This window comes from Plantactinospora solaniradicis (genome assembly GCF_042658085.1).
Taxonomy (GTDB): Bacteria; Actinomycetota; Actinomycetes; order Mycobacteriales; family Micromonosporaceae; genus Plantactinospora; species Plantactinospora solaniradicis.
Window position 1 is genome coordinate 377,256 of record NZ_JBHSPR010000008.1, and the last position, 25,299, is coordinate 402,554.

Here is a 25,299-nt window from a genome sequence, read left to right on the forward strand (position 1 = left end):
GGCGGATGACGTACCGACGCTTTGCCATCTGGACCGGGTGGGCCGCCCTCGCCCTCCTCGGCCTGACCGGCGTACTCCTGTCGCCGTTGCTGGCCCGGACCGGCCTGCTGGACTGGCAGCTCGACTGGGAACGGGCCAGTGCGGTCGGCGAGACGTACGGGGCCGCCTCCGCGCTGTTGTCGGCGATCGCGCTCGGCGGGGTCGCGCTGTCACTGGTCGTCCAGACCCGACAGACCCGGCAGAACCGGATCCAGGCACTCCGCGAGATCCACGGGAACCTCACCCAGGTCGCGCTCTCCGATCCTGGCTACCTCGCCGCGATCGGAGACTCGCCATATCCGGACGGGGTCGACGAGCGGCTGCTGGAGTACGTCGACCTGTACCTGTCCTACTGGAACGCCCGCTGGGACATGGGCGTCTTCACCGAGGCGGACGCCCGGTACCGGGCCCGGAACCTGTTCCGGGCCGAGGCCGCCCGGCTCTACTGGCAGGTCAACGGAGCGACCCTGATCCGGGAGCAGCGGGGGAGGCGCCGGCAGCGGATGCTCCTGGCCATCGACGAGGAGTACCGGCGCGCGGTCGCCGCCGGACCGCCGAGTCGCCCGATCCCGAACCTGTCCGAGCCACCGAGCCTGTTCTCCGCTCTGCCGACCACCGGTCCGGACACTGCGCCGGTTCCGAGTTCGCCAATTCCGTCGGCGCGGCCGTCGGCTCGGACCGATACCGGGACGGGCTGGCAGCCGGGGACCGCGTTGACCCTTGGACTGGCCGGCGGGGCACTGCTGGCGATCGGGGCTCGGGCGGCGTTGCGCCGTCGGCGCACCCGGGCGGTCACCTCGGGACCCAGCCGATGAACCGGCCGTACAGCTCGCGTGGCGTGGGCCGGTCGTCCCGGCCGAGCGTGTGCAGATCGGCGGTGGCGTCGTACAACGTCGCGCAGAGGTAGACGGAGAGGCCGACGCGGTTGTCGGCGTACTCGGTCAGCAAGGTCTCCCGGGCGGTCTGGCACGGCCAGGCGGCAGCACAGGCCCGGCACCGCCACGACGGACGTCGTAGCAGGTGCGGCCCGTCGCTGGTCACGACCGATATCGGGGTACGTCGTGCCGCCCGGCCGCGACCCCGCCGCCTGGCTGATCGGGCCGACCCGGGCGACCTGCCCAGCGCTCCCAGCGTTGGTTCGTCGGCCAGAACCGGGGCGACCTGGCTGGCGTGTTGAGTGCCGGGGGATAGGGCAGCGGTGTCGGAGGGGCGGCCCGATCCGGACAGCGCCACCGGTGGCCACAGCGGCAGTACCGCCACAGCCGGCGCCAGTCCCGGACGTGTCGGGGTGCGTACGGCACGGGTGTGGGCTCTCGGCGTGGCCATCGCATCGTCGGGACCTCCCTGGCTCGGGACCGGCTCGGGTCCGGGGAGGGCCGCCCCGGCACCCGGGTACCGGGGCGGCCCGGCGGCGGTGCCCGGGGGATATCGGGGAGAAATCCGGACGGTGCCGCTACGCACAGTGTGGTGACGATGCCGCTACTCTCGGAACGATTTATCCGCCGACCGCCCGGTGGTACGGCGCCGGGGGCTCTCCTGTGTAGAGGTGTGCAGATGGCCCATCCGCCCACGTTGGAGCTGTTCGCCGAGGAGTTGCGGCTGTCCCGGACCGCCGCCGGGATGTCGCAGGACGCCCTCGGTGCCGAGATCAGCTTCTCCGCGTCCCTGGTAGCCGGCGTGGAGCAGTGCCGCCGCATACCGCAGCCCGAGTTCACCGCCCGGTGCGACAGCGTGCTCAAGACCGGCGGCCGACTGGAAAGAATCCGACTCAAGCTGGGCCGGGACGTCGTACTGCCGTGGTTCCGCGAATGGGTCCTGATCGAACGCGAGGCCACGATGCTGCGTTCGTACGAGCCGTTGGTGGTTCCGGGGCTGTTGCAGACCGAGGAGTACGCCCGCATGCTGCACGAAGGTGCGAGTCCGCTGATCGGTGAGCAGATGGAGCAACAGGTCGTTGCTCGGATGGAGCGGCAGGCCGTGCTGTCCCGCGAGTCGCCGCCGGTGTTCGTCGCCGTGCTGGACGAGCACATCCTGCATCGCCCGGTCGGCGGGCCCGAGGTGATGGCGGCTCAGCTCCGACACCTGGTGGAGGTCGGACGCCGACCGAGGGTGCACCTGCAGGTGGTGCCGACCAATGCCGGTGCCTATCCCGGACTGAACGGTGCCTTCGTGCTGGCCACGCCGCCCGAGGGAGACGACGCTGCCTACCTGGACGACCAACTCCAGGGCCACGTCGTGCAACGGCCGGCGGACATAACATTGCTTCAGCAGATCTGGGAGACGGTTCGCACGCGGGCGTTGCCGCACGAGCAGAGCGTCCGGATGATCGAGGAGGCAGCAGTCGCATGGAGCTGACCGGCGCCGACTGGCGGAAGAGCACCCGGAGCAGTGGCAACTCGGGCAACTGCGTGGAGGTCGCCGACAATCTTTCCGGAGTGGTCGGCGTACGGGACAGCAAGGATCCGACTGGTCCGGTGCTGGCGTTCGTACCAGACGCCTGGCGCGCGTTCGTCCGCAGCGCGGCCCGGTCCCGCTGACCGCAGCCGTCTACGTCGGTAACGGCCGGAGCCTGCATGGTCGGGGCGACCATGCAGGCTCCGTGAACGGTGATCCGATGGGACGTCTACTTGGGTAGGTTGTTCGTCCACTCCGCCGTCAGCGTGTAGGAACTGTCGGCGGCGTGGTCGCCCGCGAACCCAGCGTTTCCGCCGTCAGGCGTGACGTACCAGCTGGTTTCGCGGATCTGCGACTTCCCCAGATCGACCACCAGTTTGGCCGGCGTTTCCTGGCCGACGAGAGTGATCTCCAGGCCCTGCCCGCCGTCTACCTTGCCGAGGCTCTTGACATTGGGATACATGGCAATCGCGCGGAAGGCGGCGGCACGGACCTTCGGCGGGGCCGGCAACTGCGAGACCAGGGAGATCAGCCCCTCGAACGTGAGTTGCTGCTGCTGGCCGGGGGTCAACTTGCCGTCGCTCGTCCTTACGTCACTGTCAAGGAGGGTGTCCTCGAGCCAGGTCTTCAAGGCGTCCGGCTGGGTCGGCAGCTTCTGGAGCTGATCGATGCTTATCTCCGAGCCGCCCAGGCTGAACGGTACCGGCTGAGGAATCTTGAACATCTCACCCTTCGTCTTCTCCCCCCTGAACCAGCTCTGGCCGTCGCGGCGACGCCAACTCTCGTACTGCTGTGGCGTCCCGCTCTTGCCGTACCTGGACACGGTCTTGGTGTACCAGTAGGTGCCGGAACCCTCGGGGGCCTGTTCTGCGGCGGTGGCGGCGGCGAGCAGGATCTGCGACCCGGACATCTCCGTCACGACAGGCGGCGCCGCGCCGTCGTCCACCGAGCCGCCGTCCACGGAGCCGCCGACACCGCCGAGTCCGATCACCACCGCGGCGGCGGTGGTGGCGGCAGCGGCGGTCAGCGCCGAGGTCAGCCAGACCCGCCGCCGCTTCGGTGCACGGCGCGGGGCCTGCTCGGCCGCCCGCAGGTCCTGGTCGATGTGGCTCATCACGAACTCCTGGAGTAGCTGGTGACGGTCGCTCGGAAGATCCCGCTCCACCGGCTCCGGCAGCAGCCGGGCCAGCTCTGCACGGTCGTTCGCGTCGGGCTGGATCGGGGTGGGGTTCATCGGGCGTTCTCCTGAGCGAGCAGGACCGCGATCTCGCGGTCACCTTCTACCTGTCCGTGGCCGGGAAGGGGTTCCCGATTTTCTCCGGGGGGTCGGAGCTTTCCGGCGGCGACGAGCTTCTGTACCTTCTTCCGCGCCCTGGACAGCCGGGACCGCACCGTGCCGACCGGTACGCCGAGCGCCTCGGCGGCCTCGGCGTATTCGAGCCCGGACCACACGCAGAGCGCCAGCACCTCACGCTCGGGCTTGCGGAGCGCCTCCAATGCCGTACGCACCAGGGCGAGCCGTTCCCGATCGTGGATCCGGGTGGTGACCGCGTCGGCGAAGTCCGGAACCACATCCTCCCTCGGCAGCCGGGTGAGCGCACCGTCGTACCGCCGAGCGGCCCGACGTACGTTGCGGGCCACGTTGGTGGCGATCCCCAACAGCCATGGGCGCAGGGAGCCACCGTCGACGTCGACGTCCACCCGGTCCCGCAGCCGCCACGCCTCGAGGAAGGTCAACGACACCACGTCCTCCGCCACCGACCAGTTCCCGGTCAGCCGGAACCCGTGGTTGTAGACCGAGCGGACGTGTTCGTCGAAGAGTTCCCTGAACGCGTCCGGGTCTCCGGCGTGCACGCGGGCACGCATACTCATCTCCACATGCTCGGACTGTCCGGTCGGATACCAGGAGTTCCCGTTACCTACCTCACACCGGGCGACGGTTCAGCACCTGGGCCTACGCGTCGAGAGCGTCGAGCCTGGACCGCGCTCGGGCGGCGTCGTCGTGACGCCCGGCGGTGTCCAGTTGCCTGACGAGGACGGAGAGCGCCATCCGTAACGGAGCGGCGAACTCGTTCGGGCCGTACCGAACGAGGCGTTCGTAGAGGTCCACGGATTCCTCCGTCGCGGCAACCGTCTCGATGACGTCGAACTGCCCCACCGAGGTGATCAGTACCGCGGTCAGCAGCGCCTCGGCGAGTTCCGGCAGCAGCTCGGGGTTCTGGGTCGACAACCGGCGACGGATCGAGAGGGCTTCGCGTACGACTGCCGAGGACTCGTTGAAGTGACTGAGGTTCCGCAGGTATACGCCTCGCTGCATCAGCGCCCGTGCGAGCGCGGCATCGGAACGCCCTGGACGGGTGCCGAACTGCGGGTCTGCCCCAGCCAGAAGGTACTGAAGTTGTCCGAGGACGGCCTCGTCGTCGGCGGAGATCGGGGTGGTCAGGATGACGGGCGCCATCGTGACCAGGGTCGTCCCGTCGACCCGACTCCTGGTCAGCCGGCGCAGGATGTCGACCGCTTCGGAGGCGCAGTCGAGCGCGTCGACGTACCGACCCAGCGCACCCAGCAGGGCGCCGAGGTTGTGCAGGGACAGGGCGAGGCCGAACTCGTACGCCGCTGAGTAGTGCTGCACCAGACGCCGGTACATGTCGACAGCATCGGCACCGGCCTCGACCGGATCGGGTCGAAGCATGGGCGGCGCAGAAGATGGCTCGTGGGAACGTTGTTCCGTGGTCGTACCCCGATCCGCCCTGACCTGCGTGGCGGCGTATGCCGCGTAGTTGGCCAGCAGGCTGGCCAGAGATGCGTCCAGGTCCGGATCCGTCTGTGCAAGGCGACGAGACACCCGAACACAGTCGTAGGCGACCTCCGCCGCCTTCGGTGCCGCATCCAGCCGGTGCAGCAGGTGGGCCCGCTCGGCCAGCGCATTGAGCGCCGCGAACGCTTCCGCTGTGCGAGCGTCAGCGCCTGACAACAAGGCTCGACGAATCAACCGATCCTCGGACTCCAGTACCCGCAGCGCGTCGGGTAGCCGGTTGCTCGCCGTGTAGGCCCGACTGAGTGCGGTGAGTGCCTCGATCCTGCGACCAAGGTCGACGGAGGAGATGTTCAACGCCGAGGCGGCCTCTTCGAACGCGGCAACCGCGGCCACGGGATCACCGGTCCGCTGCCGCAGCCGGCCTGCGAGTTGGAGCGCGTCCGCGAGCCACAGATGTCGGATCTCCGGATCGTCCTCGGCAGCGGAGCGCCAGAGCCGTGCCGCCTCGTCGGCGAGCACCCGTGCCTCCTCATAGAGACCTGCGCGGCTGCGCTGCTCGGCGAGGTCCATCGCCAGCGCGGCCCGATAGGGACCGTCTTCCTCCGGCGCGGAGTCCAGTTGTCGGAGGATCGATTCGTCGTCGACCGACCTCGCCGGTCCCGGAGCGTCGGCCGGGTCCGGTCGTCGGCCGAATCGCCGGTTGCGGACGAATCCGCGCTGGTCGATGCCGGCGCCGACGGTGTATCCGGTCCGCGGCCTTCGCGAGGCGAGCGCATTCAGCATGTCCGCGACGGTGAGCACGGGTGGAGCACCGGGCAGGCCGTGGCGCAGGGCGTCCAGCAGCGCGGCACCGAAATGGAAGCCCGGACCTCGTCTGCGGTCCGTGTCGACCAGGCAAAGGCCGAGGTTCTCCTTGTCCAGGCCGGGCAGTTTCCATTCCGGAAGCAGATCCAGGAGCGTGCCCTGCGGTTCGGGCAGGCCGACCAGTTCTCCGATTATGACCTTCATACGAGCCGGTACCAGTAACGCCGTCCGGATGACGTGGAGCGGGTCCGCGAGCCGATTCTCCGGGTTCCACGTCCCCATCACGTAGACGAAGAGTAGATCTCGCTCGCGGTCGTCCCGGAGCGAGCGAAGGTAGGCATTGGCTCGACTGGCCCGGGACCCACCAGCGGGAAGAACGCGACAGCGTCGCGGCGGGAGTCCGAGGACGCCCGGGTCGACCAGAGCATCACGTACCCGCTCCAGGTGCTGGAAGTCCGCCTGGACGCTCTCATCCGGGAAGACCTCGTCGCCGGAGTCGGCCGCCAACAGTACGGCGTCGGATCGGGTCACGTCCGGCAGACTTAGCCTGCCGGGGGTCGGTTGGGTGAGGCCCAGATTGACCAGCTGGACGTCGCGGTAACCCGGCCTGTTCTGCCAGGGTCCGTGGAACGGGAGGAACCCCGTGTCGGGGTCGACCGTGCCGAGGAGCAGTTGTCGGCGGGGGCTGGTGGTCAGCAGTTCGAGCAACCAGTCGGACGGCCAGGTGCTCAGTTCGCCGACCCAGACCACGGCGTCGTCGTACCGGGACAGCGCAAGCCGTACCGACGTCAGTTCCAGGTCGACGCCGTACGGGACGACCACGAGCGGCCGGTCGGCGGCCCGGAGCAGCAGGGTGTGCATCGTCGTCGAGGCTGCCTCGCCGGCAGCCCCGACGACGACGACCGCACGCTGCTGCCGGATCGCCGAGGTGATGGCGAATGCGGGATTCGGCGATGCGTCGGGCGCCACCCGGAAGATGCGGCGAAGCCCCACCAGTCCGATGTCCCCGAGCCGCGGATGGGCCTCCAGTTTCGGCACGGCCGCGACCGCGGGGTCCGCGGTCGGCTCAGCCTGTGATACGTCCGGCTCGAACGGCGTGGTTGGCGGCTCCGATACTGCGGCCAGCCGATCTGCGAGCACCCGGTACCGGCCACCCAGGCGTCGCAGCACGGTCTGGGTCACCCGGGCCAGCGGACCGGATCCACCGTCCAGGGCCGGCAGCACCGCCCCCTCCGGGTCGGCCAGCAGCGCGCCGAAGTCGAGCGGCAGGCCGAACCGTTCGGACATGTACTCGGAGAGGCGAACCAGAATGCTCGCCAGCTCGTGCCGGTGCAACTGGTCGACCAGCCGTTCCCGGACGCCTGGTCGGAAGTCGTACTCGACCTCGTCCTGGGTGACGGTGGCGTCAGCGGGAGTGATCCGGTGCAGCAGGCCGCCGAGGAACACCTCCGCCAGGTGCACCGTCTCGGAGCCCGGCAGCATCACCTGTTGGACGAGGCGCATCGTGGGCTGGTTCAGCGGCACCGCCGCCAGGTAGCAGGCCAACGAGTACCCGGCCGGTGAGGCCACCGACCGGAACTGTTCGATCAGGTCGTCCGCCGACCCCCGGTCATGCGGAGCTGCGGTCGCCGGCTCTGCGTGCGATGCGGAGGGCGGAGTGGCGAGCAGAGCCCCGCCGGTCCATCCGGCGCCGGCGACGAGGCTGGCGAACGATCCGAGCCAGGCCGGATTCAGCTCCAGTACGGGGATCGGCGGCCCGCCGGCCGAGTCGCTCCGGTGGCGGAGCCGGCTACGCCACCGCGCGTTCGGCGAGCCGGCTCGGGTGTTGTGCAGCCGGGCCGGGTGGGCCCGGAGCCCGGTACCGGGCCACATCCGTTGCGGTAGCAGGCTCAGCACGGCGACCGTGTCCCGCCGCCCCCACCGGCCGAGTGCCTCGGCGACTCGCCCGTCCCACCAGCCGGCGCCGACGCCGTCGGTCACCACCAACAGGAGCCGGCGACCGAGCGGGTCGACGAGGGTCTCGATCGGTCGCTGGTCGGCGGACCCCGCCGTCGGGCTCACCGAGATGACCGACGCCCCGCTGTCCAACGTGTGGCCGCGCACGTCGCGGAAGGCGCCGAGTCGTTCCAGCATTCGCCTGATCTCGGTGACGGTGCGCCGCCACACCGTCATCGACGGCGTCGCGTCGACCACGAGGACCAGGTCCAGCCAACGGACCGGCGCTGGCCGCAGCACCGGTACCCACAGCCTGTCCTGGGCGATGCGGTCAGCGGTGGCCTGTTCGTCCATCATGAGGAGCCGGTCCGACGGGATCCGGCGTACCAGCGGCCGTAGTGCCCGGCTCAGGGCGAGAGTGTGCCGCAGGGCCGGGGCGGCGGGACCGCGTACCGGAATGGCCGGCACCCGGGCGGCCGTCTCGGGATCCCCACTGGCCGCATGCAGCTCGGCTGCGGGCTGCGGGTTGTCGGCGCCGGTCAAGGCGGGCCGGTCCGGCCGAGGCTCCCGGACCGGTAGCGTGGCCGGCTCCGGCGGCGCCGCCTCGGAGCCGGCCGGCTCGGCTGGTGCCAACGGGTTCGGATCGAGGTACGGCGCCAGCCAGACCGCGTCGGCGACCTCCTGCCAGGTCGGCTCGTACCCGGCGGAGTTCAATCCGGCGACCAGCCGTTCGATCACGGTGCCTCGATGGCGCTCAGGTTCTCCAACAGCGCACCGGTCAGCGCCGGGTCGTCGGTCTGGCCGGCGGAGAATGCCAGATAGACCGCGTTCAGTAGTTGGTCGGTGGCGACCTGGCCGGTGCGTCGCCGCTCCACGAAGTCGTTGATCAGATCGGTGGCCCGCGCGGCCATTTCCGGGCCGAGGTGCGCGGCGACGATCGCCGCGATCCGCTCCTCGCTCGGTTCCGGCAGGTTCAGCCGCAGACAGCGGCGCAGGAACGCGGGCGGGAACTCCCGCTCGCCGTTGCTGGTGAGTACCACGAACGGGAACGCCTGGCAGGTCACCAATCCGTTCTCGATCGTCGCCTCGACGCCCCGGTCGGCGGTCCGGACGATGACGGGATCGTCGGTCGGCAGCCGGGACAGTTCCGGGATCTCGTACTCGCCGTCCTCGAAGACGTTGAGCAGGTCGTTCGGCAGGTCGATGTCACACTTGTCGATTTCGTCGATCAGCAGCACCCTCGGGGTCGAGTACGGCAGCAGCGCCGTGCCCAGCGGACCGAGCCGGAGGTAACGCCCGATGCCGCTGTCGGCGGGCAACTCCGCGTCCGGTTGCCGTGCTGCGATCTGCCGAAGGTTCTCGTCACCGAGCCGCGCGATCGGGTCGTACCGGTAGAGCCCTTCCTGCAAGGTCGAGCGGCTGGTGATCGGCCAGCGCAGCACCGGGCCGAGCCGCAGTTCCCGAGCCACGGCGTAGGCCAGTGAGGACTTTCCGGTACCCGGCCGGCCGGTGATCAGCAGGGGACGGCGCAGGTACAGCGCCGCGTTGATCATCCGTACGGTCTTGTCGTCGGGGTCGGGTGGCGAGGCGATGCGCCCGAGCCGCCGCCGATGCTCGGTCGAGTTGTCCGGCGGCACCGACAATGCGGCCCGGCCGCCGAACGTCCGCCAGTTCGGTGGCTCGGGTAACCGGGTGATGCCGTCGTGCGGCTCGTCGACGCCGGTGTAGATCAGCCAACTGCTCACGGCGTGGGCGCTCCTTCGGGTGCGGACAGCGGGTACCACTCTGGTGGCGTTCGATCGGGGTCGTCGGCCCAGTACAGGACCAGGTCCCGCCCGGCATGGTCCGGCCCGGCGAGCGGGTGGCGGGCGCCGCGCCGCTGCTGCCGTACGGTGTCGGGCAGGGTCGCCAGGGCCCGCGACGTGAGCACCTGACGCAGCGCCTTCCGCCGCTGCGCCGTCGACCGGCTGCCCCGGTGCCACAGCGCCGCCGGGGCGTCGCGGGCCAACATCGCGAGACACGGCGCGCCGCTGTCGGCGACCGTCGGGCAGAGCATCGCCACACACAGCCAGTCGTCGTCACCGACCGGATGCTCCCCGTCGTGCCACAGAATGGCGGTCGGGTCGTACGTCTCACTCCGACGCAGCCGGGCGGCACGGTCCCGCCGCCGCGCTGCGCCGATCGGACCGGCGTGCTCCCGATGGTCGAGCGGACGCACCACCACGGGATAGGCGAGGCCGAACTCGGAGTCGGCGCCGTCCGGTGCCGGCGCCGGCCAGCGTTCCACGTCTTCGTTGAGCCGGTCGTGGGGGAGCAGGAACTCCACGATCGGCGGTGCGCCACCGGCAGGGAGTCCATGGACGACCCGACCGCCGGTCGCCTCGGCCAGGGTCGTGAGCGGACGCGGGTGGTCGGATTCTCCGGTCAGCCGGTCGTACCGGCCGCTTCGCACCATCCAGGCCGAGAGATGGAACAACTCCTGGTCCAGCATGTCCGGCGTGAGGCGGATCAGCACGTAGCCCCGCTCGGGCGGGCGGCGGGCGGCGACCGCCACCCGCAGCTCCGTCAGCCACTGTGCCGACAGGCCCGTCAGGGGTGCCGTCGCATCGCTCCAGGCCCGAAGGTCTTCGGCGGAGCCCGGATCGTCGGTTTCGGCCGCGAGTGCTTCGACAAACCGGAACAGCGGCCGGGGTGAGACCCGCTCCCGCAGGTCCCGGATCGCCGCCCTGAGGTCCGTCCGGGCGGGTCCCGTGGGCAACCCGTACCGGTCGACGGCGAATCGCAGCAGACTTCCCAGGTCATCGGGCGCTGGTACGGCGTCCAGCAACTCGTCGAGTCCGTCGCATCGTTCGGCCGGCAGCATGGCGAGCGGCCGCAGACCGGAGCAGAGTGCCAGGAGCGCCCGTACCGCGGGCAGGCTGCCGCCGAGCTTGACCTCGACGACCTCGCAGAGCGTCGCGAGCCCGTCGGGGATCGCGATGCACGCCGCGACAATGCACTCCGCGTCCCGCTCGGCGATGTTCTCGGCGCGCCGGGCCGCGGAGATGGCCCGGGTGCCGAGTTCCGCCTCGATCTCGTTGACCACTGTGGTACGCCAGCTCTGGGTACGCAGCTCCTCGATGTCGAGCAGTGCGTTGACCAGTCGCCTGCGGTCCGTTATCGAATACATCGCGGCTATCCCACGTTGTCCGGCCAGTACGTCGCGATCGCCCCGGTGGCGGCCTCGAACTCGATGCTGCGGGACGGCGCCACCATCTCCAGTGCGGCCACGAAGGCGTCCCGCCCGTCCGGAAACCGGGCACACGTACGGATCCAGTGCTGGACCTGTGCTCGGGCGTCGTCGGCGGTGGGCGTCACGACCGCGATGTCCCGGGGCAGGAACAGCAGCACCTGGCGGCGTACGGCGGGGTCGAGCAGTTCGTCGATGGCGAGCAGCGCCTCGCTGATCGCCTTCAGGCCGTGCAGGTCCAGCCTGGCGGCGGACCGTGGCACCGGTCCGGGTACTCCGATCCGCCGTTCCCCGTGCGGCGCGTGGTACCACAGATAGCTCGGGGTCTGCCGGGTCTGACCGTCGGACCGCAGCTGGGCGAACCGCCGGGACACGCCGGCCGCGACCGTCTCGGCGTTCGGCGGCCACCGGTCGTCCTGCTGCGCGACGAGTTCGCCGAGCAGCACCTCGGAGAAGGCGCCGGTACGGCGCGCGTCGACGTTGCCGGCCCGCTCCCCGGGGCTTGCCGCGAGCAGCACGTGCTGGTCCCGGCCGGGGCGTGGCGTACCGATCTGCGGCAGGTCGGCAGGCAGGGCCCGGGTGCCGCGCCACTGCCCGGCGAAGTTCTGGCAGGCGTCGACCACGACCAGTTGGTGCCGCTGGGGAAAGCGGTCGGTGCGCAGCGACTGGAGCAGGCCGTCGAGGTGCAGGTTGCGGCGGTTCGCGCTGTCCGCGTCGGCGTAGAACAACCGTCGTGACTCGTCGGAGTCGATCACCCCGTGCCCGCCCCAGTAGACGAACAACAGCTCGTCGTCGGCACCGTGCCGTACCTCGTCGTGCAGCACGAGATCCACGGTGGCCCGGTCCGGGTGACGGGTCCGGAGCCCGGAGCGCTCGACGGCGGAGCGGTTGGTCGGCAGGGGAGACACCAGTAGCTCGATCCGCTCCGCCGGCACGCCACGGCCGATCAGCCAGCGGGCGAACCGGCACGCGTCCAGGGCGGGACCGTCCAGCCGCCAGGCCGGCCCGGCGGCGTACTCCTCGACGCCGACCAGGACCGCCCGGGTGCGTGCCGGCGTCGTGCCGGTCGACGACGACCCCGCTCCCGTGTGCTCGACGATCACATCAGTTCCCTGCCGACCCGGGCGTAGAACGCCGGGTTGCCGAAGTACGCGCTGTGTGAGCGCGGGAACGGTACCCGGTTGTCCAGTTCGTGGTCGACGGCCGCCGAGAAGACCGGCTGGGCCAGGAACGCCAGCATGTCCCGCCGGTCGTACACGTTCAACCACGCGGGAAAGTTTGCCGGCAGCGGCTGCCCGTAGGAGAGGCTCGGCAGGGCATCCAGTTCGTACAGCAGGGGCGCCTGCGAGCCGACCGTCACCAGCAGGGTGACCTCGGGCATTGCCTCGGTCGCGAGCAGATCCACACAGGCGATGCCGCCGAGGCTGTGCGCGACGAGCACCACGGGGCCGTCGAGCCCGTCGACCGCCCGCCGGATCGCGTTCCTGATCTGCGCGCCTCGGGCCAGGTACAGCAGCACGTCGCCGGCAGCCGGCGAGGCGGCCTCGGTGATCGCCGCTCGGCGGCGTTCCACCGGCCGGGTGGCCCCGAGTGCCAGGGCGAGCCGGGCGCCGGTCCGGGCCAGGGCGGCACCGAGGGCACGTTCGGTGCCCAGCAGCGCGCTGCCTCGGGCCACGATCCGGTCCCGCAGCTCACCGGCCAGCGGCAACGGTCCGCCGAGACGCGCGTCGGCCTGCGACTGGGCCTGTGCGACAACCGCGCGAACCACCGCGCGGCGCAGCTCGGGGTCGTCGGATCCGGCGGTGGCTTCGTCGTACGGGGCCGAGTCGACGACCGTCTCGATGGCGGTACGGAAGTCGACGGCGATGCCAGCGGCGGTGAGGAGCGTGACCAGTTCGTCGTCATGCACGGTCGTGCGCAGCGTCTCCGCCAGTCGATCGCCCGGCGGCAACGCGTTCGGCGGAAGGTCGGCCAGGTCCGCTGGGGATCGCAGGGCGAGCAGCCGCAGTTCGAACAGTGGGTCGTGGTCAAGCAGGGCCCACACCGCAGTCTCGTCGTCGTCGGTCAGGTCGATTGGGCGGTCGTCGGGGAGGTCCCGGTAGCCCGTGCCGGACGGAATGGTCCGTCCGTCGGCGTGCAACCGGCTGCCGAACGGCTCTCCCCAGTAACAGGGAGCGACGCGAAGCCGGGGGGCCGCCGTGGCGAGCCCGGCTCTGACCCGGTCGAACAGCCCGTCGAAGTGTGGTTTTCGTACCCCCGTGCCGTGCACGAACAGCGCCGTCGTCATCGCAGGTCCGTCGCTTCCGTCGGGCGGTCGATTGAGGATCGTCGGGCAACGCTAGCCACTACGGACCGGTAAGGGTGTAAAGATTCAGACTCTGCGAGAGGGTGTGCCTGGTCGGGCCAGACCGGCCTGGCCACCCGGCTCAGTCGCGGGAATTGCTGGTCCGCCGGTCCCGGCCGTCTTGGCGTACCGCGTCGACACGTAGGTTCATCGCGTCCACGCGATCGGCGAGTGCCTGGTGGTCGGCCAGCAGATGGGGTTGGGTGTCGGACAGCAGCCGGACCAGGGCGGCGGGGTCGGGTCCGCCCAGGGCGTCGTGCAGCCGGTCCAGGCTGGGGCGGGCGGCCGGAGCGAGATCGGTCAGCGCGGTGATCTGCCCGGCGAGCTGACGCAGGTCCGCGCCGTTGTCCGAAGCCCACCGGGCCACCGCGCGCTCGCCGGCCCGACGGTCCCGTTCGGCGCGTACCCGGTCGTCACGGGTCTGTTGTGGAGTGTCGTCCACGGTTGGGCGTAGTCGCAGGTAGCGTCGCTCCGCGGCCTGGCGGCTCGCCACGCCGAGCGCCGGCGCGAGGTCCGCCCAGCTCGCGCCGCGCTGTCGGGCGGCGGCGATCAGTTGCGGCTCCCAGCTCTCCAGTTCGGCGCGTAGCTTGCGGAGCAGGGCGAGGGCACTGAGCACCTGGTCAGCCGTCACCTCGCCGTCGCCGTCGACATCCGTCTCCGCCATTGCGGGTTCCTGCCCGTGTCCGGTTGCCGGACCGGTGGGGGCCGACGGGCCGGACGGTGGGCCCCCGGCGCCGATCCGGTTGGTGACGGCCTGGACGCGGTCGAGCGCTGCGCTGGTCGGGGTCTCCGCGCTGCGGGCGCCGGGCGGGCGGCTGACTGAGGTTCGCTCCTGCTGATCCACGGATCCTCCGTCGTCCTTGTGACGACGAACCGCTTGTCGTCGTTCCGATGACATGATACAACCGAGTTACCGCGCATTGACAGCACTGTTGGACAGCACAGGAGGTGAGGAAGATGTTGATGCGCACTGACACCTTCCGCGAACTCGATCGAGTCGCCCAGCACGCCCTCGGTGCGCTGCAACCGGGCACCTGGTCGCGACCGGCGCCGATGCCGATGGACGCGTACCGCAACGCCGACGAGCTGGTCGTGGCGTTCGACCTACCCGGGGTTCCGCCCGAGGCGATCGAGATCGAAGTCGAGCACAACGTTCTCACCGTACGGGCCGAGCGCCGGCCGTTCGATCTCGACAAGGGCACCCGGGTCCAGGTGTCCGAGCGACCACTCGGAGCCTTCTCCCGGCAGGTCTTCCTCGGTGACGCTCTCGACGCCGATCGGATCGAGGCCAGTTACGACAACGGCGTACTGGCGGTGCGGATCCCGGTGCGGGACCAGGCGAAGCCGCGCAGGGTGGCTATCTCCCACTCCCAGTCCAGCGGTGACGTCGGCCGGAGAGCCATCAACGCCTGAACCGTGGAACCTTCCGGATTCGGCGGTTCGCCGATCCGGTGATACCCGGCGGTGGGGGGTGACGAGCATGGGCAGCGACGTCCGGCGCAACTCTTCGGAGACCAGATCGGTGCACGAGGCGTTCGTCGAGCTGGTTCAGCACGACGACGATCTGATGCGGGCCGAGTTCGACGCGCTCATCGACGCCTGCTGGCATTGGCCGCCACCCCCGCCGCCGGCCCGGCCGCAGCCGGTCCCACGGCCGCCGCTGTGGCCGGTCGGGCCCCTCGTGGACGATCTGTTCGTTCCGCTGGACGCGGCGCCGGAGGGCGCCCGATGGCGCCGGCAGCGGGCACCCCCGGCCACCCGTGACGTCTCGACCCGATCGATGGAAGGCAGGTGAGGCCACGGCAGCCAGATCCACACCGCATCGGCCCGGTCCGCTGCGACGGACCGGGCCGATTCGGTGTCGTCGTGCCATCTATCGACAGTCGTCCCTTGATTTCGTCGTGCCGAGACCGTAGCTTGCGAGAAAGCGCTTTCCAGCAGACCCGACGGCCTACGACCATAGGCATGCCCGGGCGCGACGCGGCCCGCCGAAAGGGGTACGACAACGATGAGGCGCCTCCTGGGAACCACCGGACGGATCCCTCGGACAGCGTGGCGGGCCGGCGCCGTCGTCGTCGCCGCGCTGACCGCGATCGGCGTGGTGGCCGTCGGCGCCTCGGCGGCCACGCTGTTCGCCGACGACTTCGAGGACGGCGACTCCAACGGGTGGTCCAAGTCCGGCGGGACGTGGTCGGTCGGCGCGGACGGTTCGAGGGCGCTGCGGCAGACGAGCGCCAGCGCGGACCTCGCCCGGGTCTTCGCCGGCCAGACGAACTGGACCAACTACGCGGTGCAGGTACGGGTGAAACCGGCCGGCTACGGTACGACCGGCTTCGCCGGCATCGCCGCCCGATCCAACGCGTCCACCAGCTTCGACCGCCTCGTCCTGCACGCCGACCGGGTCGAGTTGCAGGCGGTACGCAGCGGCGCGGTGACAGTCCTCGGCGCCACGCCGCTGGCCCTGGCTCCGGGAACCTGGGCCACGCTGCGGATCGAGGCCAGCGGCGGGACCGTACGCGGCCTGTTCAACGGCACCGTGGTCGGTACCGGGCCGAGCCAGTCGACAAAGGGCCGGGTGGGCCTGCAAACCTATCGGGCGACCGCGTCCTTCGACGACGTCACCGTCGACACCGGCAGCACCCCGGAGCCGACCCCGACCACCGTGTCGCCGACCCCGTCGGAATCCCCGACTCCGACCCCGACCCCGAGCGACCCGCCGCCGGGCGGCGATGAACTCTTCGTCGCTCCGACCGGCGACGACGCCAACCCGGGCAGCATCGACCAGCCGTTGGGCACCCTGCACCGAGCGGTCGAATTGGCCACCCCCGGCACCACGATCCAACTGCGGGCCGGCACCTACGCGCCGGCCACCAACATCCGGATCATGAAGGACGGCACCGCCGCGACGCCGTACACGATCACCGCGTACCGGGGCGAGAAGGTGATCCTGGACGGGGAGAACATGCCGCACACTCCCGCACCGCTGGACGCCAGCATCCCCAACCTCGAACGGGGTGCACTGCACATCGAGGCGGACTACTGGCGCGTCGTCAACATCGAGATCGCGAACGGGCCGTACGCGATCTTCTGCCGTGACTGCAACAACAACGTCTTCGACCGGCTGACCACCCGGGACAACTACGAGTCCGGCCTGCACATCCAGGCGGCCTCCAGCAACAACCAGGTGCTCAACCTGGACAGCTACGGCAATCGGGATCCGCGCAAGAACGGCGAGAGCGCCGACGGCCTGGCCATCAAGGAGGGCTCCGGCTCGGGCAACGTCGTACGCGGCGCCCGGCTGTGGAACAACTCCGACGACGGCTTCGACGCCTGGGAGTTCCTCTCCCCGATCGTCATCGAGGACTCGGTGGCCTGGGGGAACGGCTTCAACCGGTGGAACCTGCCCGGCTACACCGGCGACGGGAACGGCTGGAAGCTCGGTGGTGGTGACGAGGACCTGCCGGCCGCGCACGTCGTACGCAACTCGATCGCCTTCGACAACGCGGTCGGTGGCTTCATCGACAACGCCAACCCCGGCCAACTCGTGCTCGACCACAACACCGCCTGGCGCAACGGCGGCACCGGGTTCGACGTCGCCGACGCCGACGCCGAGGTGACGAAGAACCTGGCGGTGGAGAACGAGACACAGGTCGCGCTCGGCTCCTCGACCAGCGTCGGCAACTCCTGGGACCTGGGTGGCACCTGGACGCTGGCCGACACCGACCCGTCGACCATCACCGGGCCGCGTACGGCCAGCGGCGAGATCCCGTCGTCGAACTTCCTCCGTCCCGCCAACGGCGCCGACGTGGGAGCCCGGATATAGGCAGCGGTTTAGGAGTAGCGGTGGTCGTGGGCGCCGAGGTGTCTGCTCTCGCTGTTGTGTTGAAGGGTCAGGTGCCGGCCTCGGATGCCGAATATTCTCGGCGGTCAGCACGTACGCGAACCGATCGTCGAGCCTGGCTGCGGCGGGCGTGGTCTCGACGGAGGACCGCGGGCTGTTGCTGGCCACCGTGATTGGCACCCCCGGTTGCGTCGACGACCGTGGAGTGAAGGTCCTGGAGGCGGACCAGGACTACCGCCCGCGTTCCAATCTTGAATCGTGTCGCTGCGTGGACGCCTGGCGGGAGCGGGACGCGGCGTCCGCGGGTAGCCAACGCGATCATGGTATCGGCGGGGAGCGCCGACGCGAGCGATCCCAGCAGCTTGGGAATGGCCTCCGCCTGACTCGCTCCCTGCCAGCTGGTCTGTTCGCCGTACGGCACATCGGTCAGCACGAGACGCGGCTGTGGTGACACCGCCAACCGGGCCGCAACCTGCCGTTGGTCGAAGACGTCGGTTTGTCCGACAACGTGGGGGAGGTCTTGTACGCCGCTTCGGCTAAGCAGTTCCTGTAGGCGCCGTGCGGACTCAGCCGCATTCAGGTGCGAGGGCCGGCTGAAGCGGCGAGCCAGCTCGTCTAGCTCGGCTGTCCGCCTCTGTAGCCCTTTGGCGGACAGGAGAGCAAGGTTCGCCCGCGCGATCCGGAGTGGGTCGTCGGCTATGTCCGAGGCGATGAGCCCGGCGATTTTGTCCCGATGTAGCAGGCCCAGCACGGTGAGCAGGTAACCACTGCCGCAGCAGGGATCCCACACGGTCAGTGGTCGAGCTTGTTCCAACGCGTGCCAGGCGCGGAGGAACACCTCCGACGCGAGCCGGATGGGAAAGGCGGGGTGGCCTGGCGCCGAACGCAGCACGGCGCCGCTGGCCAGATCGGAGTAGTCGCGTCGTTCTGGTACAAATCGATAGGTCATCACACCTCCACATGACCGCCCTGCACCGCTGTCTGGCCATGTGCCTCGTCGTGCACGGAACCGCCCGAGTGCCGGCTGGTCTCGCCCCGGCGGTGCGGCCGAGCCCGGCGTACCCCGATGTCGCTCAGGTGCCGGTGGACCCGGTCATGTCGGTTCCACCGGTAGCCACAGCTCGCACGTCGCGGTGCTGAAGTCGCCTGCGCGCTCGAGCACCGCGACGATCTCCGGACCCGGCCGTAGGCGCCACCGGTTGGCGGGGAACCACTCGGTCGCGGTCGCGGCCCAGGTTTCCTGCAGGGCGTCGGGGTAGGGGCCGGTGGTGCGGAAGACCGCCCACGTGCCGGCCGGGACCTCGATGGTGTCGAGTCCGTCGGCCGACGGCGCGTCGCGGGAGACGGCGACCCCGTGCAGGTACGTCAGCTCACTGCCTTCGGTCCGGTCGGGGTCGAGGTCGTCGCTGACCGCGAGGAGGCCCGCCGGTTCGGTGTCACTGAGGTCCTTCAGCCGGAGGTGCTCATGCTCCGGCAGCGCGGCGACGTGCTGCTGGATGTGCGGGTTGACGCCCTGGTGGACCAGGGGGACCCGGGTTGCGTGTCCGACGAGCCGGAACGCGGGACGGTCGACGACGCGGGTATCCATAGGGACGCTTCCTTCGACGGTCAGGCGGAACCTGAGCTGTGGTTGTGCGCGTAGGGGGCCTCCGTCGCGGCGTACGGCGGCGGGGCCGGCGCCGTGCACCGCCCGGAACGCGCGTCCGAACGCTTCGCTTGAGCCGTATCCGTGCTGGACGGCGATGCTCAGCAGGTCGTCCCCACCGCTGACGACGGCGGCAGCGGCGACGGTCATGCGGCGCCGACGCACGTACTCCGAGAGCGGCATGCCGGCCAGCGACGAGAACATCCGACGCAGGTGGTACTCGGTGGTGCCGAGCGTCTTGGCCAACCCGTTGACGTCGATCTCCTCGGTGAGATGGTCCTCGACGAGGTCGACGAGTCGGTTGAGTGCGGAGATCACGAGCCCTCTTTTCAACATCGATCATGACGGGGAGCCCTCCACCGGTGCCCGACCGCTGCGGTCCGATTCGATCATTTGGGCGTTGGAGACCCGGTGCAGTCGCTGGAACGGCTCGAACAGGCGCTGAACCCGGCCGGGCCCCGGCCTGGCGGGTCTCGACAAACCCGATCCTGTAGGACGTAGCGCTCGGCGCCACGGTGCGGCACGACACCAGCCGAGATCCGGACCTAAGGTGCCTACTCCACTTGGCGGTACGCTCGTCGTCGGAAGGAACATTTCGTATGACTGATCGACATTCGAGGTGGGAGATGGCATGACCGACTCTCCGGTGCTTCCCCTGACCCGTAGCTGCCCGTACGCGCCGCCGCCCGAGCACGTCCAACTACAGCGTGAGCCGGTGGCCCGGGTGACGCTGCCCGACGGCTCGCAGGTATGGGCACTGAGCCGGCTCGATGACATCCGCACCATGCTGACCGATCCACGGTTCAGCTCCGACCGTCAACGCAAGGGTTTCCCCCTGCAACCGCCTGAAGCACGACCCAGCCCTCCGCCGCGACAGCCCATGATCGGGCTCGATCCGCCGGAGCACGGTGAGGCCCGGCGCGCGGTCGTCGGCGAGTTCACGATCAGGCGGATGAACGCGCTGCGCCCGCGCATCCAGCAGATCGTCGACGAGCGCATCGATGCCATGCTCGCCGGGCCGCGCCCGGCCGACCTCGTCCCGGCGCTGGCGCTGCCCGTGCCGTCACTGGTCATCTGCGAACTGCTCGGCGTGCCCTACACCGACCACGACTTCTTCCAGAGTCGCTCCGCCAACCTGCTGGACCGCGCCATCCCGCCCGCCGAACGGTATGCGGCGGCCAACGCGATCCGCGAATACATGGCCGCGCTGATCGCCGAGAAGGAAAAGGAGCCGGCCGACGACCTGCTCGGCCGCCAACTGGCCAAGGGCGCCGATCGGGACGACCTGGCGGGTCTCGGGTTCCTGCTGCTGCTCGCCGGGCACGAGACCACCGGAAACATGATCTCGCTCGGTGTGATGACGCTGCTGGAACGGCCGCAGGCGCTGGCCGCGCTGAGAGCGGATCCCGCCACGACGCCGGAGGTCGTCGAGGAACTGCTCCGCTACTTCACGATCGCCGAGTTCGTCACGTCCCGGGTCGCCCGGGAGGACGTCGAAATCGGCGGCGTGCTGATCCGCGCCGGCGAGGGCGTCATCACGCTCGGCAACGTCGCGAACCGCGACCCGGCGGCGTTCGTCGACGGCGACACCTTCGACATCGGGCGCGGCGCCCGCCACCACATCGCGTTCGGTTTCGGCCCGCACCAGTGCCTGGGTCAGAACCTCGCCCGAATCGAACTCCAGATCGTCTTCGACACCCTGTTCGCCCGCATCCCCGGCCTCAGGCTGGCCACGACGACCGACGAGCTGTCGTTCAAGAACGACTCCACCGTCTACGGTCTCCACTCCCTCCCGGTCACCTGGTAGGAGACATGATCCAGGTAACCGCAGACCTGGCCCGCTGCGTCGGCGCGGGCCAGTGCGTCCTCACCGAGCCCGCCGTATTCGACCAGGACGAGGAGGACGGAACCGTGGTCATCCTCGACGAGACCCCGAGGGACGAGACGACGATCACCCGGGTACGCCAGGCCATCCACATCTGTCCCAGCCGGGCACTGGCCCTCGCCGAGCCGGCCGCTCCGGCTCGTACCGACACGCGTTGACAACCGCCTGAACCGTTGGGCCGCGGACCGATAGGGTAGGGACGTGCGCCTGCTGATGATGGCGGACACCCACGTACCGAAGCGGGCGCGCGACCTGCCGGCGCGGCTGTGGGCCGCGGTCGACGAGGCTGACGTGGTCGTCCATGCCGGTGACTGGGTACAGGAGTCCCTGCTGGACGCGCTCGAAGCGAGAGCACGGCGGCTGATCGGCGTGTACGGCAACAACGACGGACCCGAGCTGCGGGCCCGGCTGCCGGAGATCGCCCGGGTCGAGCTGGCCGGCGTCCGGGTCGCGGTCGTACACGAGACCGGCCCGGCGACCGGGCGGGAGCGCCGCTGCGCGGCCCGGTTCGACGGGTACGACCTGCTCGTCTTCGGGCACTCGCACATTCCCTGGGACAGCGAGGCTCCGGGCGGGCTGCGGCTGCTCAATCCCGGCTCGCCGACCGACCGGCGACGCCAACCCCACGCCACGTACCTCACCGCCGGGATAACCGGCGGTCGGCTCGACGACGTGGTCCTGCACGAGCTGCCGCGCTGACTCCGGGGCCGGTCCGGAGGGCCCGGCGACGAACCTCCCGCGACGGGCGGCCGGGGCGGGCGGTGGCAGCCCAGCGGTACCGGCCGTGCGGTACCGGCCGTTCGGACCGGAGCGTTTGGATCAGGGTGCTGCCAGACTGTAGGCGTGCATGATTTTGACGTGCTCGTGGTGGGTTCGGGACCGGGTGGCCAGAAGGCCGCGATAGCAGCGGCGAAACTCGGCCGGCGGGCGGCGGTGATCGAGCGGCAGCACATGGTCGGCGGCGTCTGCATCAACACCGGTACGGTGCCGTCGAAGACCCTGCGGGAGGCCGTGCTCTACCTGACCGGGCTCAGCCAGCGGGAGGTGTACGGCCAGAGCTACCGGCTCAAGGACGACATCACCGTCGCCGACCTGACCGCCCGGACCCAGCACGTGATCGGGCGTGAGGTCGACGTGGTACGCAGCCAGTTGGCCCGTAACCGGGTTCGGCTGCTCACCGGCACGGCCCGGTTCCACGATCCGAACACCCTCACGGTGACCGATCCGGCCGGGCGCGAGTCGAAGGTGACCGCCGAGAACATCATCATCGCCGCCGGTACCCGTCCGGCCCGACCGGCCAGTGTGGACTTCGACGAGCGTACGATCATCGACTCGGACGGCATCATCAACCTGGAGAAGGTGCCGAACTCGATGGTGGTGGTCGGTGCCGGGGTGATCGGCATCGAGTACGCCTCGATGTTCGCGGCGCTGGGCACGAAGGTCACCGTCGTCGAGCGACGCGACCGGATGCTGGAGTTCTGCGACCTGGAAATCGTCGAGGCGCTGAAGTACCACCTGCGGGACCTGGCGGTGACGTTCCGGTTCAGCGAGGCGGTGGCGGCGGTGGAGCGGCACACCCGGGGCGCCATCGCCGTACTGGAGAGCGGGAAGCGGATCGCCGCCGACACGGTGATGTACTCGGCCGGTCGGCACGGCATGGCCACCGAACTCGAGCTGGAGAACGCCGGACTGGCGGCGGACGATCGTGGCCGGATCAAGGTCGACCCCCAGTTCCGGACCACCGTGCCGCACATCTACGCGGTCGGTGACGTGATCGGCTTTCCGGCGCTCGCGTCGACGTCGATGGAGCAGGGTCGGCTCGCCGCGCACCACGCCTGCGGCGAACCGGTACGGGCGATGCCGGAGTTGCAACCGATCGGCATCTACACGATCCCGGAGATCAGTTTCATCGGCCGGACCGAGGACGAGCTGACCCGGGACAAGGTGCCGTTCGAGGTCGGCATCTCCCGGTACCGCGAACTGGCCCGGGGCCAGATCAGCGGCGACTCGTACGGGATGCTCAAGCTGCTGGTCGCGCCGGACACCGGTCGACTGCTCGGGGTGCACATCTTCGGCACCGGGGCCACCGAACTGGTGCACATCGGACAGGCGGTGATGGGCTGCCTCGGCACCGTCGACTACCTGGTCGACGCGGTGTTCAACTATCCGACCCTGGCCGAGGCGTACAAGGTCGCCGCGTTGGACGCGATGAACAAGATGCGGCACATCGCCCGGCTGCGCGACTAGTTCTCACTCGCCGCTCACCGGTCCCCGGTCCGTCGGGTCCGCGTCGCCGTACGACCTGATCTCGGTCGTTGCGTGCGGCGCGTCGCCGCCCCGGCGTCGGGTGGCCAGTTCCTCCCCGGCGGCCATCAGAGCGACCACCAGGACCAGGGCCGCAACCGCCGCGATGGCCGGGATGAGCGTGGCCAGCGGTAGCAGGGCGAGGCAGACCAGGCCGGCTCCGAGCCGGTGCCAGGTGAGCATTCGGTGGGTTCGCCACTGGGTGTAGGCGAAGGTGAGCAGGAAGAGCGCGCAGCCGCCGAAGAGGAGGTTCGCGGGATTGTCGGGTAGTGGATCGAGCGGCGCGGGCACCACGGCGGACAGGCCGACGGAGATGGTGACGATCCCGAAGCTGAAGAACAGATGGCCGTAGATGAGGAGCCCACGGCGCACGTCCGCCTGGTTCGGCGCCTGCTCCAGCGCTCGCCGGAAGTGGGGCAGGCCGTAGCCGAAGTACACCCACCAGAGGGCGGCGACTAGGGCGTAGGCGGCGACTATCGCGGTGATTCGGGCGAGGGTCAGCGAATCGTCGACGGCCACCGCTCCGACCTGGATCACGGACTCGCCGAGCACGAGGATGATCAGCAGTCCGTAGCGGTGGCTGTAGTGCAGCGGCTGCGTCCTGCCCGGGACGACCAGATGACGTGCCGCCCAGGGACTCAGCAGGTCGATGGTGGCGGCGACGGTCCAGAGGACGATCCGGGCCCTGTCCTGCATGAGAGCGCCCGCCAGTAGCAGTGGACCGGTGAGGAGAACGACGCCGTAGGGGCCGACGAAGAGTGCTCGCCAGCCCGAGCGTCTGCGGAGGGCCAGGCCGGCCAGCAGCACCCGGATGGCGAGGTAGATCGAGATGAAGAGTAGGCCGAGTTTGCCGTACGCGTCGGGGATCGTCAGGGCCATCAACAGGCTGCCGAGGCCGAGCGTCAGGATGCCGACCCGGTCCAGGACGGGACTGAGGTCGCGCTGGTCGGCGTAGAGCGTCACGCCGCCCCAGGCCCAGTAGACCGTGATGAAGAGGATCAGCGTCCGGCCGATTCCGGACCAGCCGTGGTGTTCGTGCAGCAGCCGGGAGAACTGGGTGAGGGCGAAGACGAAGGCGAGGTCGAAGAAGAGTTCCTCCCAGGTCACCCCCTTGCCGGGGGTCCGGGCCGGAGCGCCCGCCGTCACCGCGTCGGCGCTGCTCGGGCGCAACGCGTCGTGACGGTCGGTGGCGCTGGTGGCCCGCCGGCCGTCGTCAGCGCGAGGATCGCCACCAGCCTGCCTCCGACCGACCAATTCGCCCCGACACGGTCCGTCCCGATAAGGTTCGGGCCGATTTGGTCAGGTTAGCCCCAACAAGGGACTGCGGCGATCGCCGCGCCGTGGTGCTGTGTGGACCGTACCCGTCGGACCGGCTGTCGTTCATTACTCTTTGTCCACGATCCGTCACTGAACTGTCGTGTCCCGGGCGGCGTCGATCCCGTTGACCAGGGTGACGAGCACCGGCTGGCACGACAGAGGGGGGCCGGGACGATGATGATCGGACGATGGCGTGGACTGACAGTCACGGTGATCGCCGTACTGGCCGCCGCCGCCGGAACCGCCAGACTGGCGTACGGGCACGCGGAACGGCAGGGCGAGGACGACGAGGACCGCCGGTGGAGCATTCAGCGCGAGCGGTTGACCGGCTATCAGGAGACCCCGCTGGTGTTGTCCACCACCGGCACCGGCCGGTTCTCGGTGAGGATCGACGAGCAGGCTCAGGAGATCGACTACCGGCTCAGCTACGAGGACCTGGAGGGTGACATCACCCAGGCGCACATCCACTTCGGTGGACGGGCCCAGAGCGGTGGGATCAGCGTCTTCCTCTGTACCAATCTCGGTAACGGGCCGGCCGGCACCCAGCCCTGCCCCGCCGACCCGGCGACGATCACCGGAACGATCCGGCCGGCCGACGTGATCGGCCCCACCGCCCAGGGGATCGCCGCCGGCCAGTTCGGTGAGCTGCTGACCGCCCTCCGGGTCGGCGCCACCTACGTCAACGTGCACAGCTCGCTGTATCCGAGCGGGGAGATCCGGGCCCAGTTGGGGCGCCATCACTACCGCTGACGTCCCCTCAGCCACCAGTTCCCGGCCAGACACAGCGAGGGGGCGCGGCGCCGT

The 25,299-nt window shown here is 70.1% G+C and carries 23 protein-coding genes; 11 read left to right on the forward strand and 12 right to left on the reverse strand.

Going from position 1 to position 25,299, the window contains the following annotated elements; translation table 11 throughout:
• The first annotated feature begins 5 nt into the window (after window positions 1-5).
• Window positions 6-854 carry a DUF6082 family protein gene (locus ACFP2T_RS11430; RefSeq protein ID WP_377420553.1) on the forward strand — a complete coding sequence of 283 codons (849 nt, stop codon included), beginning with the start codon at window positions 6-8 and terminating at the stop codon, window positions 852-854.
• Here ACFP2T_RS11430 and ACFP2T_RS11435 read toward each other — a convergent pair.
• Window positions 832-1,080 (reverse strand): hypothetical protein, encoded by a 249-nt coding sequence (locus ACFP2T_RS11435; protein ID WP_377420555.1) that lies wholly within the window; start codon window positions 1,078-1,080, stop codon window positions 832-834. The genes ACFP2T_RS11430 and ACFP2T_RS11435 overlap by 23 nt on opposite strands.
• 513 nt (window positions 1,081-1,593) lie before the next feature.
• Here ACFP2T_RS11435 and ACFP2T_RS11440 point away from each other — a divergent pair.
• Both ACFP2T_RS11440 and ACFP2T_RS11445 read left to right on the forward strand, forming a co-directional pair.
• Window positions 1,594-2,394, forward strand: coding sequence for a helix-turn-helix domain-containing protein (locus tag ACFP2T_RS11440; RefSeq protein ID WP_377420557.1), 801 nt, complete (start codon window positions 1,594-1,596; stop codon window positions 2,392-2,394).
• Window positions 2,385-2,576 carry a DUF397 domain-containing protein gene (locus ACFP2T_RS11445; protein ID WP_377420559.1) on the forward strand — a complete coding sequence of 64 codons (192 nt, stop codon included), beginning with the start codon at window positions 2,385-2,387 and terminating at the stop codon, window positions 2,574-2,576. The genes ACFP2T_RS11440 and ACFP2T_RS11445 overlap by 10 nt, the downstream gene beginning before the upstream one ends.
• A gap of 86 nt (window positions 2,577-2,662) precedes the next feature.
• Here the strand turns inward: ACFP2T_RS11445 and ACFP2T_RS11450 are convergent, their stop codons facing one another.
• The 8 genes from ACFP2T_RS11450 to ACFP2T_RS11485 form a co-directional block, all read right to left on the reverse strand.
• A complete protein-coding gene (locus ACFP2T_RS11450; protein ID WP_377420561.1) occupies window positions 2,663-3,667 on the reverse strand; it encodes a CU044_5270 family protein in 1,005 nt (334 codons plus the stop codon).
• Complete coding sequence (locus tag ACFP2T_RS11455; RefSeq protein ID WP_377420563.1) at window positions 3,664-4,305, reverse strand: RNA polymerase sigma factor; 642 nt, start codon at window positions 4,303-4,305, stop codon at window positions 3,664-3,666. The genes ACFP2T_RS11450 and ACFP2T_RS11455 overlap by 4 nt, the downstream gene beginning before the upstream one ends.
• Before the next feature lie 82 nt (window positions 4,306-4,387).
• Entirely contained in the window at window positions 4,388-8,668 is a 4,281-nt protein-coding gene (locus ACFP2T_RS11460; RefSeq protein WP_377420564.1) for an SAV_2336 N-terminal domain-related protein, read from the reverse strand.
• Window positions 8,665-9,675 (reverse strand): AAA family ATPase, encoded by a 1,011-nt coding sequence (locus ACFP2T_RS11465; protein WP_377420566.1) that lies wholly within the window; start codon window positions 9,673-9,675, stop codon window positions 8,665-8,667. The genes ACFP2T_RS11460 and ACFP2T_RS11465 overlap by 4 nt, the downstream gene beginning before the upstream one ends.
• Complete coding sequence (locus tag ACFP2T_RS11470) at window positions 9,672-11,099, reverse strand: VMAP-C domain-containing protein (protein WP_377420568.1); 1,428 nt, start codon at window positions 11,097-11,099, stop codon at window positions 9,672-9,674. Before ACFP2T_RS11470 ends, ACFP2T_RS11465 begins: the two co-directional genes overlap by 4 nt.
• Before the next feature lie 5 nt (window positions 11,100-11,104).
• Entirely contained in the window at window positions 11,105-12,262 is a 1,158-nt protein-coding gene (locus tag ACFP2T_RS11475) for an effector-associated domain 2-containing protein (RefSeq protein ID WP_377420570.1), read from the reverse strand.
• Window positions 12,259-13,446: a hypothetical protein gene (locus ACFP2T_RS11480; protein ID WP_377420572.1), complete on the reverse strand. Its 1,188-nt coding sequence runs from the start codon at window positions 13,444-13,446 to the stop codon at window positions 12,259-12,261. The genes ACFP2T_RS11475 and ACFP2T_RS11480 overlap by 4 nt, the downstream gene beginning before the upstream one ends.
• 139 nt (window positions 13,447-13,585) lie before the next feature.
• Window positions 13,586-14,347, reverse strand: coding sequence for a hypothetical protein (locus tag ACFP2T_RS11485; RefSeq protein WP_377420574.1), 762 nt, complete (start codon window positions 14,345-14,347; stop codon window positions 13,586-13,588).
• Between the two features lie 113 nt (window positions 14,348-14,460).
• On the opposite strand from ACFP2T_RS11485, the gene ACFP2T_RS11490 reads away from it, so the two are divergent.
• The 3 genes from ACFP2T_RS11490 (at window position 14,461) to ACFP2T_RS11500 (ending at window position 17,326) form a co-directional block, all read left to right on the forward strand.
• The gene (locus tag ACFP2T_RS11490; RefSeq protein ID WP_377420576.1) at window positions 14,461-14,916 is read left to right on the forward strand and encodes an Hsp20/alpha crystallin family protein; all 456 of its coding nucleotides are present in this window, start codon (window positions 14,461-14,463) and stop codon (window positions 14,914-14,916) included.
• 67 nt (window positions 14,917-14,983) lie between these two features.
• Window positions 14,984-15,298 (forward strand): hypothetical protein, encoded by a 315-nt coding sequence (locus tag ACFP2T_RS11495; RefSeq protein ID WP_377420578.1) that lies wholly within the window; start codon window positions 14,984-14,986, stop codon window positions 15,296-15,298.
• A 213-nt stretch (window positions 15,299-15,511) separates the two neighbouring features.
• Entirely contained in the window at window positions 15,512-17,326 is a 1,815-nt protein-coding gene (locus ACFP2T_RS11500) for a right-handed parallel beta-helix repeat-containing protein (RefSeq protein WP_377420580.1), read from the forward strand.
• Between the two features lie 67 nt (window positions 17,327-17,393).
• Here the strand turns inward: ACFP2T_RS11500 and ACFP2T_RS11505 are convergent, their stop codons facing one another.
• Window positions 17,394-18,293 carry an rRNA methyltransferase gene (locus ACFP2T_RS11505; RefSeq protein ID WP_377420582.1) on the reverse strand — a complete coding sequence of 300 codons (900 nt, stop codon included), beginning with the start codon at window positions 18,291-18,293 and terminating at the stop codon, window positions 17,394-17,396.
• A gap of 144 nt (window positions 18,294-18,437) precedes the next feature.
• The gene (locus ACFP2T_RS11510) at window positions 18,438-19,307 is read right to left on the reverse strand and encodes an AraC family transcriptional regulator (RefSeq protein WP_377420584.1); all 870 of its coding nucleotides are present in this window, start codon (window positions 19,305-19,307) and stop codon (window positions 18,438-18,440) included.
• A gap of 313 nt (window positions 19,308-19,620) precedes the next feature.
• Here ACFP2T_RS11510 and ACFP2T_RS11515 point away from each other — a divergent pair, with 313 nt between their 5' ends.
• The 4 genes from ACFP2T_RS11515 (at window position 19,621) to sthA (ending at window position 23,121) form a co-directional block, all read left to right on the forward strand.
• Window positions 19,621-20,796 carry a cytochrome P450 gene (locus tag ACFP2T_RS11515; RefSeq protein ID WP_377420586.1) on the forward strand — a complete coding sequence of 392 codons (1,176 nt, stop codon included), beginning with the start codon at window positions 19,621-19,623 and terminating at the stop codon, window positions 20,794-20,796.
• A gap of 5 nt (window positions 20,797-20,801) precedes the next feature.
• Window positions 20,802-21,032, forward strand: a complete 231-nt coding sequence (locus ACFP2T_RS11520) for a ferredoxin (protein WP_377420588.1) — start codon at window positions 20,802-20,804, stop codon at window positions 21,030-21,032.
• Between the two features lie 43 nt (window positions 21,033-21,075).
• The gene (locus ACFP2T_RS11525; protein ID WP_377420590.1) at window positions 21,076-21,573 is read left to right on the forward strand and encodes a metallophosphoesterase family protein; all 498 of its coding nucleotides are present in this window, start codon (window positions 21,076-21,078) and stop codon (window positions 21,571-21,573) included.
• A 144-nt stretch (window positions 21,574-21,717) separates the two neighbouring features.
• Complete coding sequence (gene sthA / locus ACFP2T_RS11530) at window positions 21,718-23,121, forward strand: Si-specific NAD(P)(+) transhydrogenase (protein ID WP_377420592.1); 1,404 nt, start codon at window positions 21,718-21,720, stop codon at window positions 23,119-23,121.
• Between the two features lie 3 nt (window positions 23,122-23,124).
• On the opposite strand, the gene ACFP2T_RS11535 is transcribed toward sthA, so the two are convergent.
• The gene (locus ACFP2T_RS11535) at window positions 23,125-24,348 is read right to left on the reverse strand and encodes a low temperature requirement protein A (protein ID WP_377420594.1); all 1,224 of its coding nucleotides are present in this window, start codon (window positions 24,346-24,348) and stop codon (window positions 23,125-23,127) included.
• 321 nt (window positions 24,349-24,669) lie between these two features.
• On the opposite strand from ACFP2T_RS11535, the gene ACFP2T_RS11540 reads away from it, so the two are divergent.
• On the forward strand, window positions 24,670-25,245 hold the full coding sequence (locus ACFP2T_RS11540; protein WP_377420596.1) for a CHRD domain-containing protein: 576 nt from the start codon (window positions 24,670-24,672) through the stop codon (window positions 25,243-25,245).
• Window positions 25,246-25,299 lie beyond the last annotated feature (54 nt).

What these genes read in the sequence shown, in the direction of transcription:
- ACFP2T_RS11450 (WP_377420561.1), bottom strand. Translation starts at nt 3,667, where the DNA reads ATGAACCCCACCCCGATCCAGCCCGACGCGAACGACCGTGCAGAGCTG.
- ACFP2T_RS11480 (WP_377420572.1), bottom strand. Translation starts at nt 13,446, where the DNA reads ATGACGACGGCGCTGTTCGTGCACGGCACGGGGGTACGAAAACCACAC.
- ACFP2T_RS11505 (WP_377420582.1), bottom strand. Translation starts at nt 18,293, where the DNA reads ATGACCTATCGATTTGTACCAGAACGACGCGACTACTCCGATCTGGCC.
- ACFP2T_RS11540 (WP_377420596.1), top strand. Translation starts at nt 24,670, where the DNA reads ATGATGATCGGACGATGGCGTGGACTGACAGTCACGGTGATCGCCGTA.
- ACFP2T_RS11515 (WP_377420586.1), top strand. Translation starts at nt 19,621, where the DNA reads ATGACCGACTCTCCGGTGCTTCCCCTGACCCGTAGCTGCCCGTACGCG.
- ACFP2T_RS11490 (WP_377420576.1), top strand. Translation starts at nt 14,461, where the DNA reads ATGTTGATGCGCACTGACACCTTCCGCGAACTCGATCGAGTCGCCCAG.
- ACFP2T_RS11440 (WP_377420557.1), top strand. Translation starts at nt 1,594, where the DNA reads ATGGCCCATCCGCCCACGTTGGAGCTGTTCGCCGAGGAGTTGCGGCTG.
- ACFP2T_RS11520 (WP_377420588.1), top strand. Translation starts at nt 20,802, where the DNA reads ATGATCCAGGTAACCGCAGACCTGGCCCGCTGCGTCGGCGCGGGCCAG.
- ACFP2T_RS11455 (WP_377420563.1), bottom strand. Translation starts at nt 4,305, where the DNA reads ATGAGTATGCGTGCCCGCGTGCACGCCGGAGACCCGGACGCGTTCAGG.
- ACFP2T_RS11470 (WP_377420568.1), bottom strand. Translation starts at nt 11,099, where the DNA reads ATGTATTCGATAACGGACCGCAGGCGACTGGTCAACGCACTGCTCGAC.
- ACFP2T_RS11430 (WP_377420553.1), top strand. Translation starts at nt 6, where the DNA reads ATGACGTACCGACGCTTTGCCATCTGGACCGGGTGGGCCGCCCTCGCC.
- ACFP2T_RS11445 (WP_377420559.1), top strand. Translation starts at nt 2,385, where the DNA reads ATGGAGCTGACCGGCGCCGACTGGCGGAAGAGCACCCGGAGCAGTGGC.
- ACFP2T_RS11500 (WP_377420580.1), top strand. Translation starts at nt 15,512, where the DNA reads ATGAGGCGCCTCCTGGGAACCACCGGACGGATCCCTCGGACAGCGTGG.
- ACFP2T_RS11495 (WP_377420578.1), top strand. Translation starts at nt 14,984, where the DNA reads ATGGGCAGCGACGTCCGGCGCAACTCTTCGGAGACCAGATCGGTGCAC.